Annotated in this window: 17 protein-coding genes; 13 read left to right on the top strand and 4 right to left on the bottom strand. The window is 66.0% G+C overall.

The window, feature by feature from the left end:
* The first annotated feature begins 29 nt into the window (after nucleotides 1-29).
* The gene (locus J2S97_RS08445; protein WP_307048275.1) at nucleotides 30-227 is read left to right on the top strand and encodes a hypothetical protein; all 198 of its coding nucleotides are present in this window, start codon (nucleotides 30-32) and stop codon (nucleotides 225-227) included.
* A 61-nt stretch (nucleotides 228-288) separates the two neighbouring features.
* Here J2S97_RS08445 and J2S97_RS08440 read toward each other — a convergent pair whose 3' ends face one another.
* Both J2S97_RS08440 and J2S97_RS08435 read right to left on the bottom strand, forming a co-directional pair.
* On the bottom strand, nucleotides 289-498 hold the full coding sequence (locus J2S97_RS08440; RefSeq protein WP_104173833.1) for a dodecin: 210 nt from the start codon (nucleotides 496-498) through the stop codon (nucleotides 289-291).
* A 182-nt stretch (nucleotides 499-680) separates the two neighbouring features.
* Nucleotides 681-1,550 carry an SGNH/GDSL hydrolase family protein gene (locus J2S97_RS08435; protein WP_373460523.1) on the bottom strand — a complete coding sequence of 290 codons (870 nt, stop codon included), beginning with the start codon at nucleotides 1,548-1,550 and terminating at the stop codon, nucleotides 681-683.
* A 162-nt stretch (nucleotides 1,551-1,712) separates the two neighbouring features.
* On the opposite strand from J2S97_RS08435, the gene J2S97_RS08430 reads away from it, so the two are divergent.
* Nucleotides 1,713-1,970: a metal-sensitive transcriptional regulator gene (locus tag J2S97_RS08430; protein ID WP_028270603.1), complete on the top strand. Its 258-nt coding sequence runs from the start codon at nucleotides 1,713-1,715 to the stop codon at nucleotides 1,968-1,970.
* A 60-nt stretch (nucleotides 1,971-2,030) separates the two neighbouring features.
* Here the strand turns inward: J2S97_RS08430 and J2S97_RS08425 are convergent, their stop codons facing one another.
* Nucleotides 2,031-2,741: a FadR/GntR family transcriptional regulator gene (locus J2S97_RS08425; protein ID WP_307048272.1), complete on the bottom strand. Its 711-nt coding sequence runs from the start codon at nucleotides 2,739-2,741 to the stop codon at nucleotides 2,031-2,033.
* A 152-nt stretch (nucleotides 2,742-2,893) separates the two neighbouring features.
* On the opposite strand from J2S97_RS08425, the gene J2S97_RS08420 reads away from it, so the two are divergent.
* The 7 genes from J2S97_RS08420 (at nucleotide 2,894) to J2S97_RS08390 (ending at nucleotide 10,235) form a co-directional block, all read left to right on the top strand.
* The gene (locus J2S97_RS08420) at nucleotides 2,894-4,408 is read left to right on the top strand and encodes a four-carbon acid sugar kinase family protein (protein ID WP_307048270.1); all 1,515 of its coding nucleotides are present in this window, start codon (nucleotides 2,894-2,896) and stop codon (nucleotides 4,406-4,408) included.
* A 41-nt stretch (nucleotides 4,409-4,449) separates the two neighbouring features.
* Nucleotides 4,450-5,352 (top strand): NAD(P)-dependent oxidoreductase, encoded by a 903-nt coding sequence (locus J2S97_RS08415; protein ID WP_307048268.1) that lies wholly within the window; start codon nucleotides 4,450-4,452, stop codon nucleotides 5,350-5,352.
* A 209-nt stretch (nucleotides 5,353-5,561) separates the two neighbouring features.
* Nucleotides 5,562-7,028 carry a GntP family transporter gene (locus J2S97_RS08410; protein WP_307048265.1) on the top strand — a complete coding sequence of 489 codons (1,467 nt, stop codon included), beginning with the start codon at nucleotides 5,562-5,564 and terminating at the stop codon, nucleotides 7,026-7,028.
* A complete protein-coding gene (locus J2S97_RS08405) occupies nucleotides 7,028-7,894 on the top strand; it encodes a class II fructose-bisphosphate aldolase (protein WP_307048263.1) in 867 nt (288 codons plus the stop codon). The genes J2S97_RS08410 and J2S97_RS08405 overlap by 1 nt, the downstream gene beginning before the upstream one ends.
* A 90-nt stretch (nucleotides 7,895-7,984) precedes the next feature.
* Nucleotides 7,985-8,377: a DUF1304 domain-containing protein gene (locus tag J2S97_RS08400; protein WP_307048261.1), complete on the top strand. Its 393-nt coding sequence runs from the start codon at nucleotides 7,985-7,987 to the stop codon at nucleotides 8,375-8,377.
* A 107-nt stretch (nucleotides 8,378-8,484) separates the two neighbouring features.
* The gene (locus J2S97_RS08395) at nucleotides 8,485-9,882 is read left to right on the top strand and encodes an acyltransferase family protein (protein ID WP_307048259.1); all 1,398 of its coding nucleotides are present in this window, start codon (nucleotides 8,485-8,487) and stop codon (nucleotides 9,880-9,882) included.
* Complete coding sequence (locus J2S97_RS08390; protein ID WP_307048257.1) at nucleotides 9,879-10,235, top strand: GNAT family N-acetyltransferase; 357 nt, start codon at nucleotides 9,879-9,881, stop codon at nucleotides 10,233-10,235. Before J2S97_RS08395 ends, J2S97_RS08390 begins: the two co-directional genes overlap by 4 nt.
* Before the next feature lie 80 nt (nucleotides 10,236-10,315).
* Here J2S97_RS08390 and J2S97_RS08385 read toward each other — a convergent pair whose 3' ends face one another.
* On the bottom strand, nucleotides 10,316-11,053 hold the full coding sequence (locus J2S97_RS08385; protein WP_307048255.1) for a GAF and ANTAR domain-containing protein: 738 nt from the start codon (nucleotides 11,051-11,053) through the stop codon (nucleotides 10,316-10,318).
* Between the two features lie 129 nt (nucleotides 11,054-11,182).
* Here J2S97_RS08385 and J2S97_RS08380 point away from each other — a divergent pair, with 129 nt between their 5' ends.
* The 4 genes from J2S97_RS08380 (at nucleotide 11,183) to J2S97_RS08365 (ending at nucleotide 14,772) form a co-directional block, all read left to right on the top strand.
* Nucleotides 11,183-11,866, top strand: a complete 684-nt coding sequence (locus J2S97_RS08380) for a hypothetical protein (RefSeq protein ID WP_307048253.1) — start codon at nucleotides 11,183-11,185, stop codon at nucleotides 11,864-11,866.
* Nucleotides 11,867-12,044: 178 nt separating this feature from the next.
* Entirely contained in the window at nucleotides 12,045-14,015 is a 1,971-nt protein-coding gene (locus tag J2S97_RS08375) for a glycosyltransferase family 2 protein (protein WP_307048251.1), read from the top strand.
* Nucleotides 14,012-14,341: an STAS domain-containing protein gene (locus J2S97_RS08370; RefSeq protein ID WP_104173822.1), complete on the top strand. Its 330-nt coding sequence runs from the start codon at nucleotides 14,012-14,014 to the stop codon at nucleotides 14,339-14,341. The genes J2S97_RS08375 and J2S97_RS08370 overlap by 4 nt, the downstream gene beginning before the upstream one ends.
* A complete protein-coding gene (locus J2S97_RS08365) occupies nucleotides 14,341-14,772 on the top strand; it encodes an ATP-binding protein (protein ID WP_307048248.1) in 432 nt (143 codons plus the stop codon). The genes J2S97_RS08370 and J2S97_RS08365 overlap by 1 nt, the downstream gene beginning before the upstream one ends.
* The last annotated feature ends 59 nt before the right edge of the window (nucleotides 14,773-14,831 follow it).

Below are 14,831 nucleotides of genomic sequence, written 5' to 3'. Positions count from 1 at the left end.
CCTTTCACTACCAAGGATGGGATTCAACGATGAAGCGCATCGCACTGCTCCGAGAACGAGTAGCCACCTCCGGCGCCACAGGAACCCACTGCCCGGTGTCCGGGCTGTGGGCTCCTGAAGATGCACCGCATGACGGACAGACGTTCTTTGAAGGACACATTTTTCCGTCCTACAACGGCTCGCCCACTGTCTGGCGCCGCAACACGGCGGGCGCTACCTCACGCTGAGGCGGCCCCGCCCTGCTGTAATCAGCCTGCCGTGATTCAGGCCCGTGGTGATTCGGCTGGTTCAGCGCTCCAGGCGGAAGCCCAGCTTGATGGTTACCTGCCAGTCGGCCACCTTGCCGTCTGCCAGGTGGCCGCGGATTTCCTTGACCTCGAACCAGTCCAGGTTGCGGAGGGTCTTTGCGGCCTCGGCGATCCCGTTACGGACGGCGGCATCCACGCCCTCATTCGAAGTTCCGACAATTTCAGAAATGCTGTAGGTGTGATTCGACAACTTCGCTCCTCATAATCTCCATTGACACCCGGAACTGCGGGCCGTCCCTGCAGATTAGCGGACGGAGGGCGGAACGACTAGCATTTCGCTGCGGCCACCGGATATGCCAGCCGAGGGAAACGAGACGTTAGGACGCAGCTGCCAGCAAGCAGCGGTCAGTACTCAGCGGTCGGGGCCGGCACTCAGCGGTCGGGGCCGGCGGGAAGCGGGCCGTGCGGCATCCCGGGCCCAAACACCGGGCCCGGCTCCGGGCGTTTTGCCTTCAGGCCCGGACCTGTGGGGCGCTGCCGTACCCGGCGCAGCACCCACGGGAACAGATAATCCCTTGCCCAGACCAGATCACTGCTCCTGGCCTGCCTCCAGCTGCCCGTGGGCAGGACCTTGGGCTGCAGGGGCTGCAGGGTGTGGGGCACGTTCAGTGTCTCCAGCACCATGGCCGCGATGGTGTGGTGGCCCAGGGGCGAGAAGTGCAGGCGGTCCGGATCCCACATTTGCTGACCGGTCAGCTGACGCAGGCTCCACAGGTCGGCCACCACGCCGTCGTGCCTGGCCGCGATGGTGCGGAGGTTTTCGTTGAAGATGGCCACCCTGCCGCGGATGCGGTTGAACACCGGGGTGTTACCCCAGTCCGGTCCGGTGAAGAGCACCACCGTTGCGCCGGTGGCACTGAGCAGTCCTATTACCGGATCCAGCTTCTCCGCCAGCTTGTCCGGATCGCTGCCCCGGAACACGAGGTCGTTGCCGCCCGCCGAGAGCGTGACCAGGTCAGGCTTTAGTTCAAGTGCCGGACCCACCTGGTCATCAACGATCTGCTGGAGCAGCAGGCCCCGGACCGCAAGGTTGGCGTAGGCGAAGTCCCGGTGCCCCAGGCTTAGCTCTTCAGCGACCCGGTCAGCCCAGCCCCGTACACCGCCGGGGCTCCGCGGCTCCGGATCGCCGTAGCCCTCGGTGAACGAATCCCCCAGTGCCACGAAGCGGTTCCACGGATGAGGCGCGGGAGTGCGTGCCGCGGACGGTGTCCGTGCCGGTCCGGGAATGCTGAACGTGCTCACGCTCCCATCGTGACCCCCTATTTCGGCGGAAAACAGGGCCGAAGGGCGCAATTTGCCCTGCCCGCGACGCCCCGGTGGCGGTGCTCCAGGCCACGGAGACAGGCACAGGAAATACCAAGGGGGGTATAAGCTTAATGGAGACTTGAAGCCACGGAGGATGCAATGGAACTCGATCCCGCCGACATGAAGCCCGTCATCAACCGGCTACGCCGCGCGCAGGGGCAGCTCGCGGCTGTGACCCGCATGATCGAGGAGGGCCGCGACTGCAAGAGCGTGGTCACGCAGCTGGCCGCGGTTTCCAGCGCCCTGGACCGGGCTGGATTTTCCATTATTGCCACCGGCCTGCAGCAGTGCATGCAGCAGGAGGACCCCAGCCTGGACAGGGCTGAACTGGAGAAGCTCTTCCTCTCCCTCGCGTAGCCGGCCCGCCGGGCCGCCTCTTTCGCGTAGCCGGCCCGCGTAGGTCTGGCCGGAAAGCCGTCAGGCGCTCTTCGCGTCGAGCACGTACGTCTTCAGGTCATCCAGGGTCTGCTGCATGTGGGCGTCCATGGCGTTGCGGGAGCGCGCGGGGTCCCGCGATTCCAAAGCGTCGGCGATTGCCTGGTGGTGGCCGATGGCGTGTTCTTGGATCTCCCGGACCTTGGAGGTCTGTGTCCGGCGCTTCTCCAGCACACGGTGCAACGGCTCGAACAGGACCGCCACAAAAACGTTCTCGGAGGCACGCAGGATCACGTCGTGGAAGGCGAGGTCAGCTTCCACGAACGCGGGCAGGTCATCGGACTCGTGAGCCTTGCGCATGGCTGCCACGTAGCCGTGGAGTGTCTTGATCCCGGCGTCGCTGATCCGTCCGGCTGCCAGCTCGCAGGCCCCGGTTTCCAGCATCCGGCGGAGCTCAATCAGCTGGATGGCCGCGGATGCGTCATTCTTGCCCTCGGAAGCGGCGCGGAGGACTGCCTCCAGCGAGGCCCAGCGGTTGAGCGGATTAACGAAGGTGCCCCGTCCCCGCTCCACGCTCAGGATGCGCTGCGCTTCCAACGTCTTCATAGCCTCGCGCACGGTCATGCGGCTGACTTCGTGCTTCGCGCTTAGTTCCAGCTCGCCGGGGACGCTGGCCCCGGGCGGGAACTCGCCGGCAATGATCCGGTCAAGGAGTTCATCGGCCACCACGCCGACCAGTGATTTCCGTGCCAATTTTCCCCCGTTCCGCAGTGAGCGTCGATTTGTCCGACAAGTCTACTTGCGCGTCCCTGTGCCTTGTGACACACTAGCACTCAAATGTTAGATGTCAGACATCTTACAAGTACCTAACCGCAGCAGAGATTTCATACACAACGGAGTGCAAAGTGCCCCTTGAAGCAGATGTACTGGCCGCCTTCCCGGCAGAGGTCCAGATTCCCGCTGAGCTGGTTGCCGACGCTGTAGCGGCGTCGTCGGCAGCCTCACCCCGAGTGCTCGTAGTGCTCGACGACGACCCCACCGGCACACAGTCCGTTGCGGACCTGCCGGTCCTCACCCGCTGGGACGTGGCCGACTTCACCTGGGCCTACAACCACATCCGGGAGAATAAGACCAAGCCCGCCGTCTACGTACTGACCAATACCCGCAGCCTGGACCCGGCCGAGGCCGCCGCCCGGAACGAGGAAATCGTCCGTAACGCCCTGGCCGCCGCAGGCGCCACCGAAGGCGAACAGCTCCGGCTTGGGTTCGTCAGCCGCAGCGACTCCACCCTCCGCGGCCATTACCCGCTGGAACCGGATGTCATCGCCGCCACCGTGGCGGCTGTCAGCGGCGAGAAGACCGACGGCGTCGTCATCATTCCGGCGTTCCCCGACGCCGGGCGCGTGACCATCGGTGGCGTGCACTACATGCGCGGCACCGGGGCCGACGCCGGCAAGCTGACCCCGGTGGCCGAGACCGAATTCGCCAAGGACGCCTCCTTCGGCTTCGCCAACTCGGAAATGGCGAAGTACGTAGAGGAGAAGTCCCAGGGCCGCTTCGCCGCGGACTCCGTGATCGTCCTGGACCTCAACATCATCCGCGCTGCAGGTCCGGACGGCGATCCGCAGATCTCCGCCAAGGCCATCGCCGATGCCATCGACTCCGCCACCGACTCCACCCCGATCGTGGCGGACATCGTCTCCGAAAACGACCTCCGTGCCCTGTCCCTGGGTCTCGAGGAAGCCGAACGCCGCGGCAAGAAGCTGCTGTACCGTGTGGGCCCGCCGTTCGTCCGTGCGCGGATCGGCCAGGAAATCCGCACCGAGCTTAGCGGCGAAGAGGCCTACGCCGGCAACACCCCCTCGGAGGCCGGCGGACTCATCGTGGTCGGCTCGCACGTCGGCGTGACCACGCGCCAGCTCAAGGCACTCACTGAGCAGCACAGCGCAGCGCGCATTGTCGAAATCGACGTCGAGAAACTCCTTGCGGCCGAGACCGAAACAGACAACGCAGCCACCTACCTCGACGAGACCGTGGACGAGGTGGTCGCGGCGCTGCGCAGCGGCGACGTCATCGTGCACACCAGCCGCCTGCTCATCAGGACCGACGACGTCACCGAAAGCCTGCGGATCGCCCGTACGGTGTCCGCCGCCGTCGTCGCCGTCGTGAACCGCACGCTCAAGACCTTCCCGCCGCGTTTTGTGATTGCCAAGGGCGGCATCACGTCCTCGGACGTCGCCGCGCACGGCCTGGAAATCCGGCACGCGATTGTCCGCGGCCCCATGCTCCCGGGCATCGTGAGCCTGTGGGAGCCGGTGGACGGCCCGGCCAAGGGCATCCCGTACATCGTCTTCGCCGGCAACGTGGGCGATGACCAGTCCCTCGCCGACGTCACGCGCAAGCTCAGCAACACCTTCTGATCACCCGCCCCACATATCGCCAAAATTCAATGGAGAACACCATGACCACCAGCAGCTACACCATCACCGTTCTCGGCCTTGGCGCCATGGGCCTGCCCATGGCCACCCGCCTGGCCAGCGAGCTGACCGTCCACGGCTTCGACATCGCCGAGCCCCGCCTGAAGCTGGCCGAAGAAGCCGGCATCCGCACCTTCGCCTCCGCCCGCGAAGCCTCCAAGGGCGCCGACGCCCTGCTCCTGGCGGTCCGCAACGGCGAGCAGCTCAACGACGTCCTCTTCGGTGAGAACGGCGTAGCCTCCGTCCTGGAGCCGGGCGCCGTCGTGATCCTCGGCAGCACGGTAGGCACCGAAGCCATCCCCGCCACGGTCGCAAAGCTCGCCGAATACGGCGTCGAGCTCGTGGACGCGCCGCTGTCCGGCGGCCCCAAGCGCGCCGGTGAAGGCGATCTGCTGATCGTGGTGGGCGCCTCGCCCGAGGCCCGGGAAAAGGCCCGGCCGGCACTGGAGCTCCTCGCCTCCACCCTGACCGTGGTGGGCGACAAGCCCGGCGACGGCCAGGCCCTCAAGACCGTCAACCAGCTCCTCTGCGGCGTCCACATTGCCGCCGCCGCCGAGGCCATGGCCCTCGCCGACGCCTTGGGCCTGGACCAGGCCAAGACGCTTGCGGCCCTCGAAGCCGGCGCCGCTGGTTCGTTCATGCTGTCCAACCGCGGACCGCGCATCCTCGAGGCCTACACCGAGGAAGGTGCCGAGGTGCTGTCCCGCCTGGACATCTTCGTCAAGGACATGGGCATCGTGGGCAAAGCCACCCGCGCCGCCGGCCTCGCGGCCCCCGTTGCCGCCGCGGCCGAGCAGCTGTACCTCCTGGGCCAGGCCCAGGGCCTCGCCGCCGCCGACGACTCCGCCGTCATCAAGGTTGTGGCGCCTACCAAGCGCACCGCCTAAGCACCCACCCGTCACAGTTTTTGTCCATTTAGAGCGACTTAAGACCCCTTGAAGTCCCCGTATCTGGACAAAAACTCGTCCCCCACAAAGCCCGACGACGGCGGTCCCCCCTCCGCCGTCGTCGTACCTCCCAGCGTTCCCCGACAGAAATAGTTAGCGCCTGATTGCCCGTCTTCTGGAAGACTGGCTCGTCAAAGGAGACACCCGTCATGAACCATCTGATGAACCCGCTGATCGTGCGGGCGGCTGACACCCCAGCCATCAAACCCGCAGTGGAACTAGGCACTCCACTGCTCCTCACCATTGCTGCCATTGGCATCGCCATCCTGCTGGTGATGATCATCCGCTTCAAGATCCAGGCCTTCGTGGCCCTGTTGACCGTGAGCATCCTGGTGGCAGTGGCTTCCCAGATCCCGCTCAAGGATGTTTTCACCGTTGTGGCCAACGGTGTGGGCGGAACGATGGGCAAGGTTGCCTTGCTGATCGCACTGGGTGCCGTGCTCGGCCGCATGATCGAAGTCTCCGGCGGCGTCCAGTCACTGGCTTCCCACTTCACGGAAAAGCTTGGCGCCAAGCGCGTGGCGGTGGCGCTGACGGCCGTCGGCTTCCTGGTGGCCATTCCCGTGTTCTTCGAGGTGGGCATCATCGTGCTGGTCCCCATCGTTTACGCCTTCGCCAAGATTGCCAACGTCCACCCGGTCAAGTTCGGCCTGCCCATGGCCGGCATTATGCTCGCCATCCACGTCGCCGTTCCTCCGCACCCGGGCATCGTCGCCGGCGCCGGTGTGTTCGGTGCCGACATCGGCCTGATCACCCTCATCTCGCTGCTGATCTGCATCCCGCTCGGCTTCCTCTCCTACTGGGTTGCCAGCATCATGAACCGCAGGGAATACGAGCTCCTCCCCAGCGTCAAAGCCCAGGTGGACGAATTCGGCTCCGACTCCTTGGTGAAGGTCGGCCACGACGGCCCCGGCGCCGCCGCTATCGCCCCGCCCCGGCCGGCCCTGATCATCTTCCTCATCGCCGCACCGATCGTGCAGATCCTCATCGGCACCCTGGGCACGCTCACCATCCCCAAGGACAACTCCTTGTACGGTCTCGCCGCCTTCATCGGCAACCCGTTCTTCGCACTCCTGGTGGCAGTGGCACTGTCCTTCTTCCTGCTGGCCGTACGACGCAATTGGTCCCTGCGCGAGACGGGCGAGATCTTCGAGGGTGCCCTGCCTCCCATTGCCTCCATCCTGATGGTGGTTGCCGCCGGCGGCGTATTCGGTGAGGTCCTGCGCACGTCCGGCATCGGTGCCGCGCTCTCCGAGACCCTGGACCAGCTGGGCCTGCCGCTGATCGTCCTCGGCTTCATCATCTCGCTGGCCCTCCGTGCGGCGCAGGGCTCGGCAACCGTGGCCATCGTCACCACTGCCGGCCTGCTCACCTCGGCCGTCGCCGAGGGCGGCTACACGCCTGCCCAGATCGCGGTGCTGGTCATCGCCATCGGCTTCGGCTCACTGGGCCTGTCCCACGTGACCGACGCCGGCTTCTGGACCGTCGTGCGGTACTACGGCCTCACGGTTTCGGACGGCCTCCGTACCTGGACCGTCCTGACCACCATCCTGGGACTGGCCGGCTTCCTGCTGACCTTCGTGGCCTGGATCCTGGTGGGAGGCCTGGGCGTCTGATGCGCACCCGACTCGACCACCTGGTAGTTTCCGCCCTCCAGCAGGGTGCAGCCGTCCCGGCCTTCACCTGCTACGACTTCACCACTGCCCTGGCCGTGGTGGAGGCGGCCGAGGCGGCCGGCCGCGGCGCCATCCTGCTGGTGGCTCCGAAGACGGCAGCCACCCCCAACGGGCTGCGGCTCATCTCGGCGCTCCGCGGGCTGGCGGACTCCGCCGGTGTTCCCATCGCCGTGCAGCTGGACCACGCCTCCGATCTCCGGGTGATAGCCGACGCCGTTGCGGCGGGGGCGGATTCAGTCCTCGCGGACGGCTCGTCGCTGCCGTACGAGGAAAACATCGCGCTGGTCCGCGAAGCACGCGCCGTGCTGGAAGCGCAAGGCCATGCCGGCGTCGTGATTGAAGCGGAACTGGGCGGCCTGGCAGGTGACGAGGATCGTGCCTTCGGCCTGGACGCCGGCACGGGCACCGGCACTGCCGGGCTGACTGACTCCGCCCAGGTGGAGGACTTCGTGGCCCGCACCGGCGCACAGCTCCTGGCCGTGGCCGTGGGCAATGTGCACGGCAAGTACAAGGGGGAGCCGCAGCTGCGGTGGGACGTGCTGCAGGACATCGCAGTGCGCACCCACATCCCGCTGGTGCTGCACGGCGCCTCCGGCATCCCGGCCGAGGAACTGGTCAAGGCCGCCGCCATGAACGTGGGCAAGGTGAACTTCAACACCGAGCTCCGCACCGGTGTGCTGGCCACGCTGGAAGCACAAACCGGGCCGTACCGTGCCGACGGTGAGAACCTCCAGGGATTGCTCGGGAAGTGGAACGCCTCGGCCAAGGACTTCGCCGCCGGAGCCCTGTCCACCCTCACGAAGTAGGGAGTTTTTGTCCACATAACGGGACTTCGAGGGTCATTATGTCGCGATAAGTGGACAAAAACTCCCAACGAGGGAGGCTAGGATCGAGCCATGATCCCGGCCTCCCTCGTTTTCGCGTTCCTCGCGGCACTGCTGCATGTCTACATCTTCACGATGGAGTCCGTCACCTGGACCCGGCCGGCCACGTGGAAGCGCTTCGGCGTCGCCTCGCAGGCCGACGCCGAGACCACCCGACCGCTGGCCTACAACCAGGGCTTCTACAACCTGTTCCTGGCACTTGGCGCGCTGATTGGTGCCGGCGCGGTCCTCCTCGGCCAGCCGGTGGTCGGCTGGACGCTCATCTTCGCCTCCTGCGGCTCCATGGGGCTCGCGGCCGCCGTCCTGGCGCTGACCGGACGGAAGTACCTCCGCCCGGCCGCCATCCAAGGTACGACGCCGTTGCTCGCCGTCGTACTCGGCCTCCTGGGGCTGCTGCTCGGCTGAGCGCCGCCAGCCCGCTCGGTGGAGCCGCGTCGGTTGTGGCCCTTGACGGACGCCCGACGGACAATGGAACGTACGCAGAGAATCGAACCGCGTCCGTAGGGAGCGCAATGGGTGTTCCGCAGCAACCACCGCCGGAACCGGCAGGGTTAGCGCAGGCAAGCGAAGTGCAGGACCTGCCCGCACCGGAACGCGACCTGGTGATCGACCTCGCCCGCTTCTTCTGCCTGGCCCTGGTGGTGGTGGGCCACACCACGATGGTCAGCCCGGTGCTTCACCCTGACGGAACGGTGACCACCGAGAATACGCTCGCCCGGCAGGATTGGTTCGAGCCGATCATCTGGATTTTTATGGTGATGCCGCTCTTCTTCGTGGCCGGCGGCATCACCGGACTGCAGTCGTGGCGGAGGCTTAGGGCACGCGGCGGCACCGGCCTGGAATTCGCCCAGGCCAGGCTGCTGCGCCTCATCCGCCCGGCCGCCGCCTTGCTGGCTGTGATGTTCGCCGGACTTTGGGCGGCGCGGCTGTTCGGCGTGGAACCCCAGGTGGTGGAGCTGATCGTCACCGGCGCCGGGATGCCGCTCTGGTTCCTCGCCGCGTACCTGGCGGCCCAGTTGAACATCCCCTTGCTGGCTGCGCTCCATGACCGCGCCCCATGGCTGACGATGGCCGGGCTCACCGCGCTGGTGGTGGCGGTGGACTGCTTCCGCGGTTCCCTGCCTCCGCTGGCCTACGCCAACATCGTCTTCCTGTGGTGCGCCGTCCAGCAGCTGGGGTTCATCCTCGCCGACGTCCCGGTGCGCGTACCCAGTGCGTCCACGTTGGTGGGCATCGTCATCGCGAGCAACCTCCTGCTGGGCCTGGTCACGGGCCTGGGGCTGTACCGGGGCAACATGCTGGTGAACCTGAATCCGCCCAATTTCTGCCTGCTGCTCCTTGGCGTGGCCCAAGCCGCGGCGCTGCAGCTCTCCCGCCCCGTCCTCACCGGCTTGGCCGCGGCAAGGTGGGTCCGGGTGCTGGTGGGGCTGGCCGGACGGCGCGCCATGACCGTGTACCTGTGGCACCTGCCGCTGCTGGCAGCCATGGCCGGGCTGCTCCTGCTCACCGGCTTCCCCAAACCGGCGGCGGGGACCGCCGGGTGGTGGTGGTCGCGGCCGCTGGTCCTGTTCGGCATCGTCGTGCTGCTGCTGCCGGTGCTGGCCGTCTTCGGGCGGCTGGAAGAACGGCCGACGGCGTCAGCCCACTCCCGCCGCCGGCCCGCCGCCGCAGTGGTGACCGCCGTCGTCGTGGTGTTCATTCCGGTGGCCGACGCAGCGTTCAACGGACTGACGCTTGGACTGCTGGGAGGAGGCGCGGCGTGCTTTGCCCTGGCCGTGCTCCTGCTGGGCCGCCTTCCGGTGCGCGAGCGGGCGATGCCTGCGCGCCCGGAGGGCGGGACCGGCGACGCGCCGGGCGGCGCCGGAGGACCATTGCCACCGTCGCCTTTAAGTGCCAATGTCGAACCATGACGGAGAACACGGTATCCACTGAAGACACGTTCAGCCCGGACGTCACTACCATCCGCAATGACGACCTCCACCGCTACGAACTGCGCGTGGGCGGCAAACTGGCGGTTCAGTCGCGCTTTATGGACAGACCCGGGCACGTGGACTTCATCCACACGGACACCGCGGAGGATTTCAAAGGCCAGGGGCTGGCAAAGGTGCTGGCACATTTCGCCTTGGATGACGTGGTGTCTTCAGGGAAGCGGATCATCCCGCATTGCCCCTTCATTTACGCCTATCTGAAGAAGCACGACGCCTACGACCAGTTCATTGACTGGCCGGAACAGCCGCCCACGGACGAAGTGACCGCTTCGTAGTCAACGGCGCTTCATAGTCAACGGGCCGGCGCCCTGGCAGCCTGTCGTCTGGCAGCCTGTCAGTCGAACCCGGTAGTGAACTAATCGTCGAAGTGAGTGGCGGATCCCGCGGCGGCGAATGATGCCACCAGCTTTTCCGCGACATCCCGGAGCTTCTGGTTCCGGCCGCTGGAAGCCTTGGTGAGGATGGCCATTCCTTCTGCCTGCGAGCACCGGTTCTGCCCCATGATGATGCCGGCCGCAAGGTCTATGGCAGTGCGGGATTCCATGGCTGACCGCAGGTCCTCGGCCGGCTGCTGCCGGACGCCGATCCGCACCGCAAGGCGGAGTGCCTTTTCAGCGTGGCAAGCGAACAGCTCGGCCTTTTGGATCGCGGCGGCATCGAAGACGTCCGGGATCGGAGCAAAAACGTTCAGCGCTGCGGCAGCGCCTGCGTCCAGCGTGAGCGGCACACCCAGCACGCTGAGCTGTCCCTGGGTGGCAATCGCCAGGCCATATTCGGGCCACCGGGTGTCGGTGCGCGTGTCCCGGATTAGCACCGTGGTGCCTGTGGTCATCGCGTGGAGGCAGGGTCCCTCGCCGAAACTGTGCTGGATCTCGTCAAAGAGCCGGGCTTGCGGGTTGCTCCATGCCGCCGTGGTGGTCCTGTGGTGCCGGCTAAGGGTGACCGCGCAGGACACTTCGTGGCCGAGGGCGTCCGAAAGCGAAACAGCGGAAAGCTCGCAGAGCTCCGCAAGGAAGCTATTGACATCATTACTGCTGATAACCAGATCCTGCAGCTGTGCGGCCACGGATGCGTCCAGCGTGATCTCGTTCATATCCCAAGTCCAGGTCTGGCTAGGGCTGATGGACCGGGGCTGTGAGGGCGGCTTGTGGCGCTGGCAACAATTTCGTATGGTTTACGTGAGTTATGAAGCCGGCTCTTGGAAGTCTCTGTGGGAGAAGCCTTGAACCATAAACTGCGTGTGCTGGTCCGTGTGGATGTTGATCCCGGACGGGTAACACTTGAAGTCACCGGCTGCCTGACCCAGGCCAATTACCCCGTGCTGCTGCACATCATGCGCCGCGGCCGCCGGCTCTCCCCGGAGCAGGACATCACCGTAGACCTCCACGGCGCGTCCCATCTGGACCCCGAAGTGCTGATGTACCTGCGCCACATCGCCGGACTCGCGGCGGAAGGCAGCAGGAAGCCCAAGACCGGGGCGAGCGACTCCGAGGCATTCCGCCTCAAACTTGCCGAGCCTGCGGAATTGCCCATCTGCCTTGAGCACGCCGGACTGGCAGGCGGCGAAGAGGCCGCACTGGACGGCGAGATCAACGCGCTGCTGGACGGCGAAACAACGCCCGGGCCCGATCCCGACGGAGTCCTGGCCGCCGCCGGGGAACAGCGCACCATCAATGGCCTGGAACTGTCCGAATACCTCGAAGGGAACATGGATCCCGCCTCCACGGTCCGGGCCATGTCAGATGATGCCCTCAGCAAACTGGCCGATGCCCTGTACAGGCATTTGGACACGCGCAACCCGTCGTTCGGTGCCCACACGTGGTACGAACTGGCCGCGGAGGAGCTCCACCAGCGGCACCTCACGGAGCCTGACGGCCCGTCGCAGGAGGAGGTCGCCGCAAGCTGACGGCCCGGGCCTTTCATGGCTCATGCCACTCCGCCCCTTAGCCGTTTCCGTGGCGGGCGGATAAGGTTGGACTGACTCAGGACAGTCCGTCTTTTCCGCTTCCTTGGTCTCACTTTGGAGCCGGATCCCCACCGGGCGGCTGACCGAACCGACCAGGATCCAGGGGGACAGCCGGGCAATGACATCGCGGCAGCTTGCCATCCGGCTGATTGTCCTGGCAACGGCCATCCTGGGCCTGAACTACATCATTTGGCGCTGGATGGTTTCCATCAGCTGGGACGCCTGGTGGATCGCCGTGCCGCTTGTCCTGGCCGAGACGTACTCCCTGCTGGACTCCCTGTTGTTCGGCGTCACCATGTGGCGCTACAGGGAACGCGAGACTCCGCCGCCACCGCCTCCCGGCCTGACGGTGGACGTGTTCGTCACAACGTACAACGAGCCGTTGGACCTCGTGATGGGAACGGCGCGGGCGGCCAGGAGTATCGAGTACCCGCACAGGACCTGGATCCTCGACGACGGGAACCGGGCGGAACTGCGGGCCATCGCTGAAGCCGAGGGCATCGGCTGGATCACCCGGTCTGAGGACTGGGCAAACCGGCCGCGCCACGCCAAGGCAGGCAACCTCAACAACGCGTTGCTCGCCACCGACGGCGAGTTCATGCTGATCCTGGATGCCGACCAAATACCTGATCCCAGGATCCTTGACCACACCCTCGGCTATTTCAACAACCGCAGGATGGCCTTGGTGCAAACACCCCAGGTGTTCGTGAATGTCCCGCCGCACGATCCGCTGGGCAGCCAGGCGCCACTGTTCTACGGGCCCATCCAGCAGGGGAAGGACGGCTGGAACGCCGCCTTCTTCTGCGGCTCAAACGCGATCATCCGCCGGGAAGCGCTGATGCAGCTGGGCGTTATGCGGTACGTCTCGGAAACCGAGCTGGCGCTGAACAAGGCGCTACGGACAGCGGACAAGGTGGTGGCCAAAGCGAGGCGCCAGCTTGGCCCCGGGCAGGAACGGCTGGCAGCCGCCTTGTCCACGGTAGCGGCGGACCTCCGTCAGGTCCGGCGGGAGCTCAGCGAGGGGCGGGCCATTGCTGACGTCACTTACCGGTTCCAGGCGCGGGTGGACACAGTGGCACGGAACCTGGTGGCGGAAGACTTCGTGGCGCTGCACGCAGAGCTGAACTCCATTGAGGGGCTGTCCCGGACCATTGACGTGGACGGTTCACTCGCCATCGTCGACGAGGTTGCGCTGGACAGGCTGTCGCAACGGGACTGGTCCCCGCTGGGAGCGGTGGAAACCGTCCGCGTGCTGATCGACTCCGTCAATGCCGAGAAGGCCGGCGAAGCGCAGGCCGTCATGCCGCTCGCCACTATCTCTGTCACCGAGGACATGGCCACGTGCATGCGGCTGCATTCCCTCGGCTGGGAATCGGCCTACCACCACGAAAAGCTGGCTGACGGCCTGGCTCCGGAGGACCTTGATTCGATGCTGACCCAGCGGCTCCGGTGGGCGCAGGGCACCATGCAGGTCATGTTCCGGGAGAACCCAGTGCTGCAAAAGGGGCTGAGCCTGGCCCAGCGGCTGATGTACCTGGCAACCATGTGGAGCTATCTCGCCGGCTTCGCGGCCGTGGCCTATATCGCGGCCCCTGTCATCTATCTCATCCTGGGGATCCTGCCCGTGCAGTCGCTGAGCAACGAGTTCTTCCTCCGGCTCATCCCCTTCCTGGTGGTCAACCAGATCCTGTTCCTCGTGGTGGGGCGGGGCGTGACGACGTGGCGCGGCCAGCAGTACTCGCTTGCCCTGTTCCCCACATGGATCAAGTCCGTCACCTCGGCGTTCGGGAACGTGTTCCTGGGCCGGGACCTGGATTTCCGGGTCACGCCCAAGACGCTGCAGGCACGCAAGCGGCTGCCCTGGCACCTGGTCCGGCCCCAGCTGGTCGCCATGGCCGTCCTGGTGCTGGCGGCTGTGGTGGGCGTCGTCCGTTTATTGCTGGGCCAGGGGGACCTCCTGGGCAGCTCCGTCAATTTTGTGTGGATAGCCTTTGACCTGCTGATCTTCAGCGTGGTCATCCAGGCTGTTCGCTACCCCGGCTACGATGCCTGGCTGGACAGCACCCAAAAGAAAGAAGGAAATCCGTGATCGAATTCAACAACGAGACCCTGGCCAACGGAGTGGGCGTGATCCGGCCCGTCGGCCGGCTCAACATGGTCTCGGCGCCGCACCTCGGCGCCAACATCGATGCGCTCATCAGTGACGGCACGGTCCGGCTGGTGGTTGACCTGGCCGGTACTGATTTCATTGACTCGTCCGGTCTGGGCGCCCTGATTACGGGCCTGAAAAAGACCCGGCAGGCGGGCGGCGACCTTCGGCTGGCCAACCCCACGGCGCAGATCACCGCGGTCCTCGAAATGACCAATCTCAACAAAGTGCTGCAGCCGGTGTCCTCCGTGGACGGGGCCTATTGATGGGCAGCCGGTTCAGCCTCCGTGCCGCGGCCGTTCCCGAAAGCCTGGAACTGGTCCATGACCTGCTCGGGGAGCTCTGGGAAGGCGAACCCGGGATCGAGCTGATGGACCGCATCAGGTTCGAGACTGCACTGATTGAGGTGGCGTCCAACATCATTGAGCACTCGCGGCCGGCCAGCGCCGACCCTGTGCAGTTCGTGCTCGCGCTGGAGTGCCAACCGGAGCGGCTCTATGCAGAGTTCACGGACAACGCCAGGCCGGCCGGGATAGACCTGTCCGGGGCCGAACTGCCGGACGACCTGTCCGCGAGCGGGCGCGGGCTTGCCCTCGCCAAGGTGGCCCTGGACCAGTTTTCCTATGCCAAGGAGGACGACGGGAACCGGTGGACGCTGCTCTGCCGCCGCAAGTCAGAGGCCACCGCCCCCCAGTAGCCGCATATTGTGCCTCAGTCCAAGCCCGGGCGACAGTCAATGACGTTCCTTTGAGCCGC

Source organism: Arthrobacter oryzae (assembly GCF_030812315.1).
Taxonomy (GTDB): domain Bacteria; phylum Actinomycetota; class Actinomycetes; order Actinomycetales; family Micrococcaceae; genus Arthrobacter; species Arthrobacter oryzae_B.
Note: the sequence above shows the minus strand (reverse complement) of the source record. Positions and strands in the feature narration are given on the sequence as shown.

Excerpts from the sequence above, each read along its gene's own strand:
- J2S97_RS08445 (WP_307048275.1), top strand. The coding sequence starts at position 30 with ATGAAGCGCATCGCACTGCTCCGAGAACGAGTAGCCACCTCCGGCGCC.
- J2S97_RS08430 (WP_028270603.1), top strand. The coding sequence starts at position 1,713 with ATGGAACTCGATCCCGCCGACATGAAGCCCGTCATCAACCGGCTACGC.
- J2S97_RS08415 (WP_307048268.1), top strand. The coding sequence starts at position 4,450 with ATGACCACCAGCAGCTACACCATCACCGTTCTCGGCCTTGGCGCCATG.
- J2S97_RS08410 (WP_307048265.1), top strand. The coding sequence starts at position 5,562 with ATGAACCATCTGATGAACCCGCTGATCGTGCGGGCGGCTGACACCCCA.
- J2S97_RS08405 (WP_307048263.1), top strand. The coding sequence starts at position 7,028 with ATGCGCACCCGACTCGACCACCTGGTAGTTTCCGCCCTCCAGCAGGGT.
- J2S97_RS08400 (WP_307048261.1), top strand. The coding sequence starts at position 7,985 with ATGATCCCGGCCTCCCTCGTTTTCGCGTTCCTCGCGGCACTGCTGCAT.
- J2S97_RS08395 (WP_307048259.1), top strand. The coding sequence starts at position 8,485 with ATGGGTGTTCCGCAGCAACCACCGCCGGAACCGGCAGGGTTAGCGCAG.
- J2S97_RS08390 (WP_307048257.1), top strand. The coding sequence starts at position 9,879 with ATGACGGAGAACACGGTATCCACTGAAGACACGTTCAGCCCGGACGTC.
- J2S97_RS08385 (WP_307048255.1), bottom strand. The coding sequence starts at position 11,053 with ATGAACGAGATCACGCTGGACGCATCCGTGGCCGCACAGCTGCAGGAT.
- J2S97_RS08375 (WP_307048251.1), top strand. The coding sequence starts at position 12,045 with ATGACATCGCGGCAGCTTGCCATCCGGCTGATTGTCCTGGCAACGGCC.
- J2S97_RS08365 (WP_307048248.1), top strand. The coding sequence starts at position 14,341 with ATGGGCAGCCGGTTCAGCCTCCGTGCCGCGGCCGTTCCCGAAAGCCTG.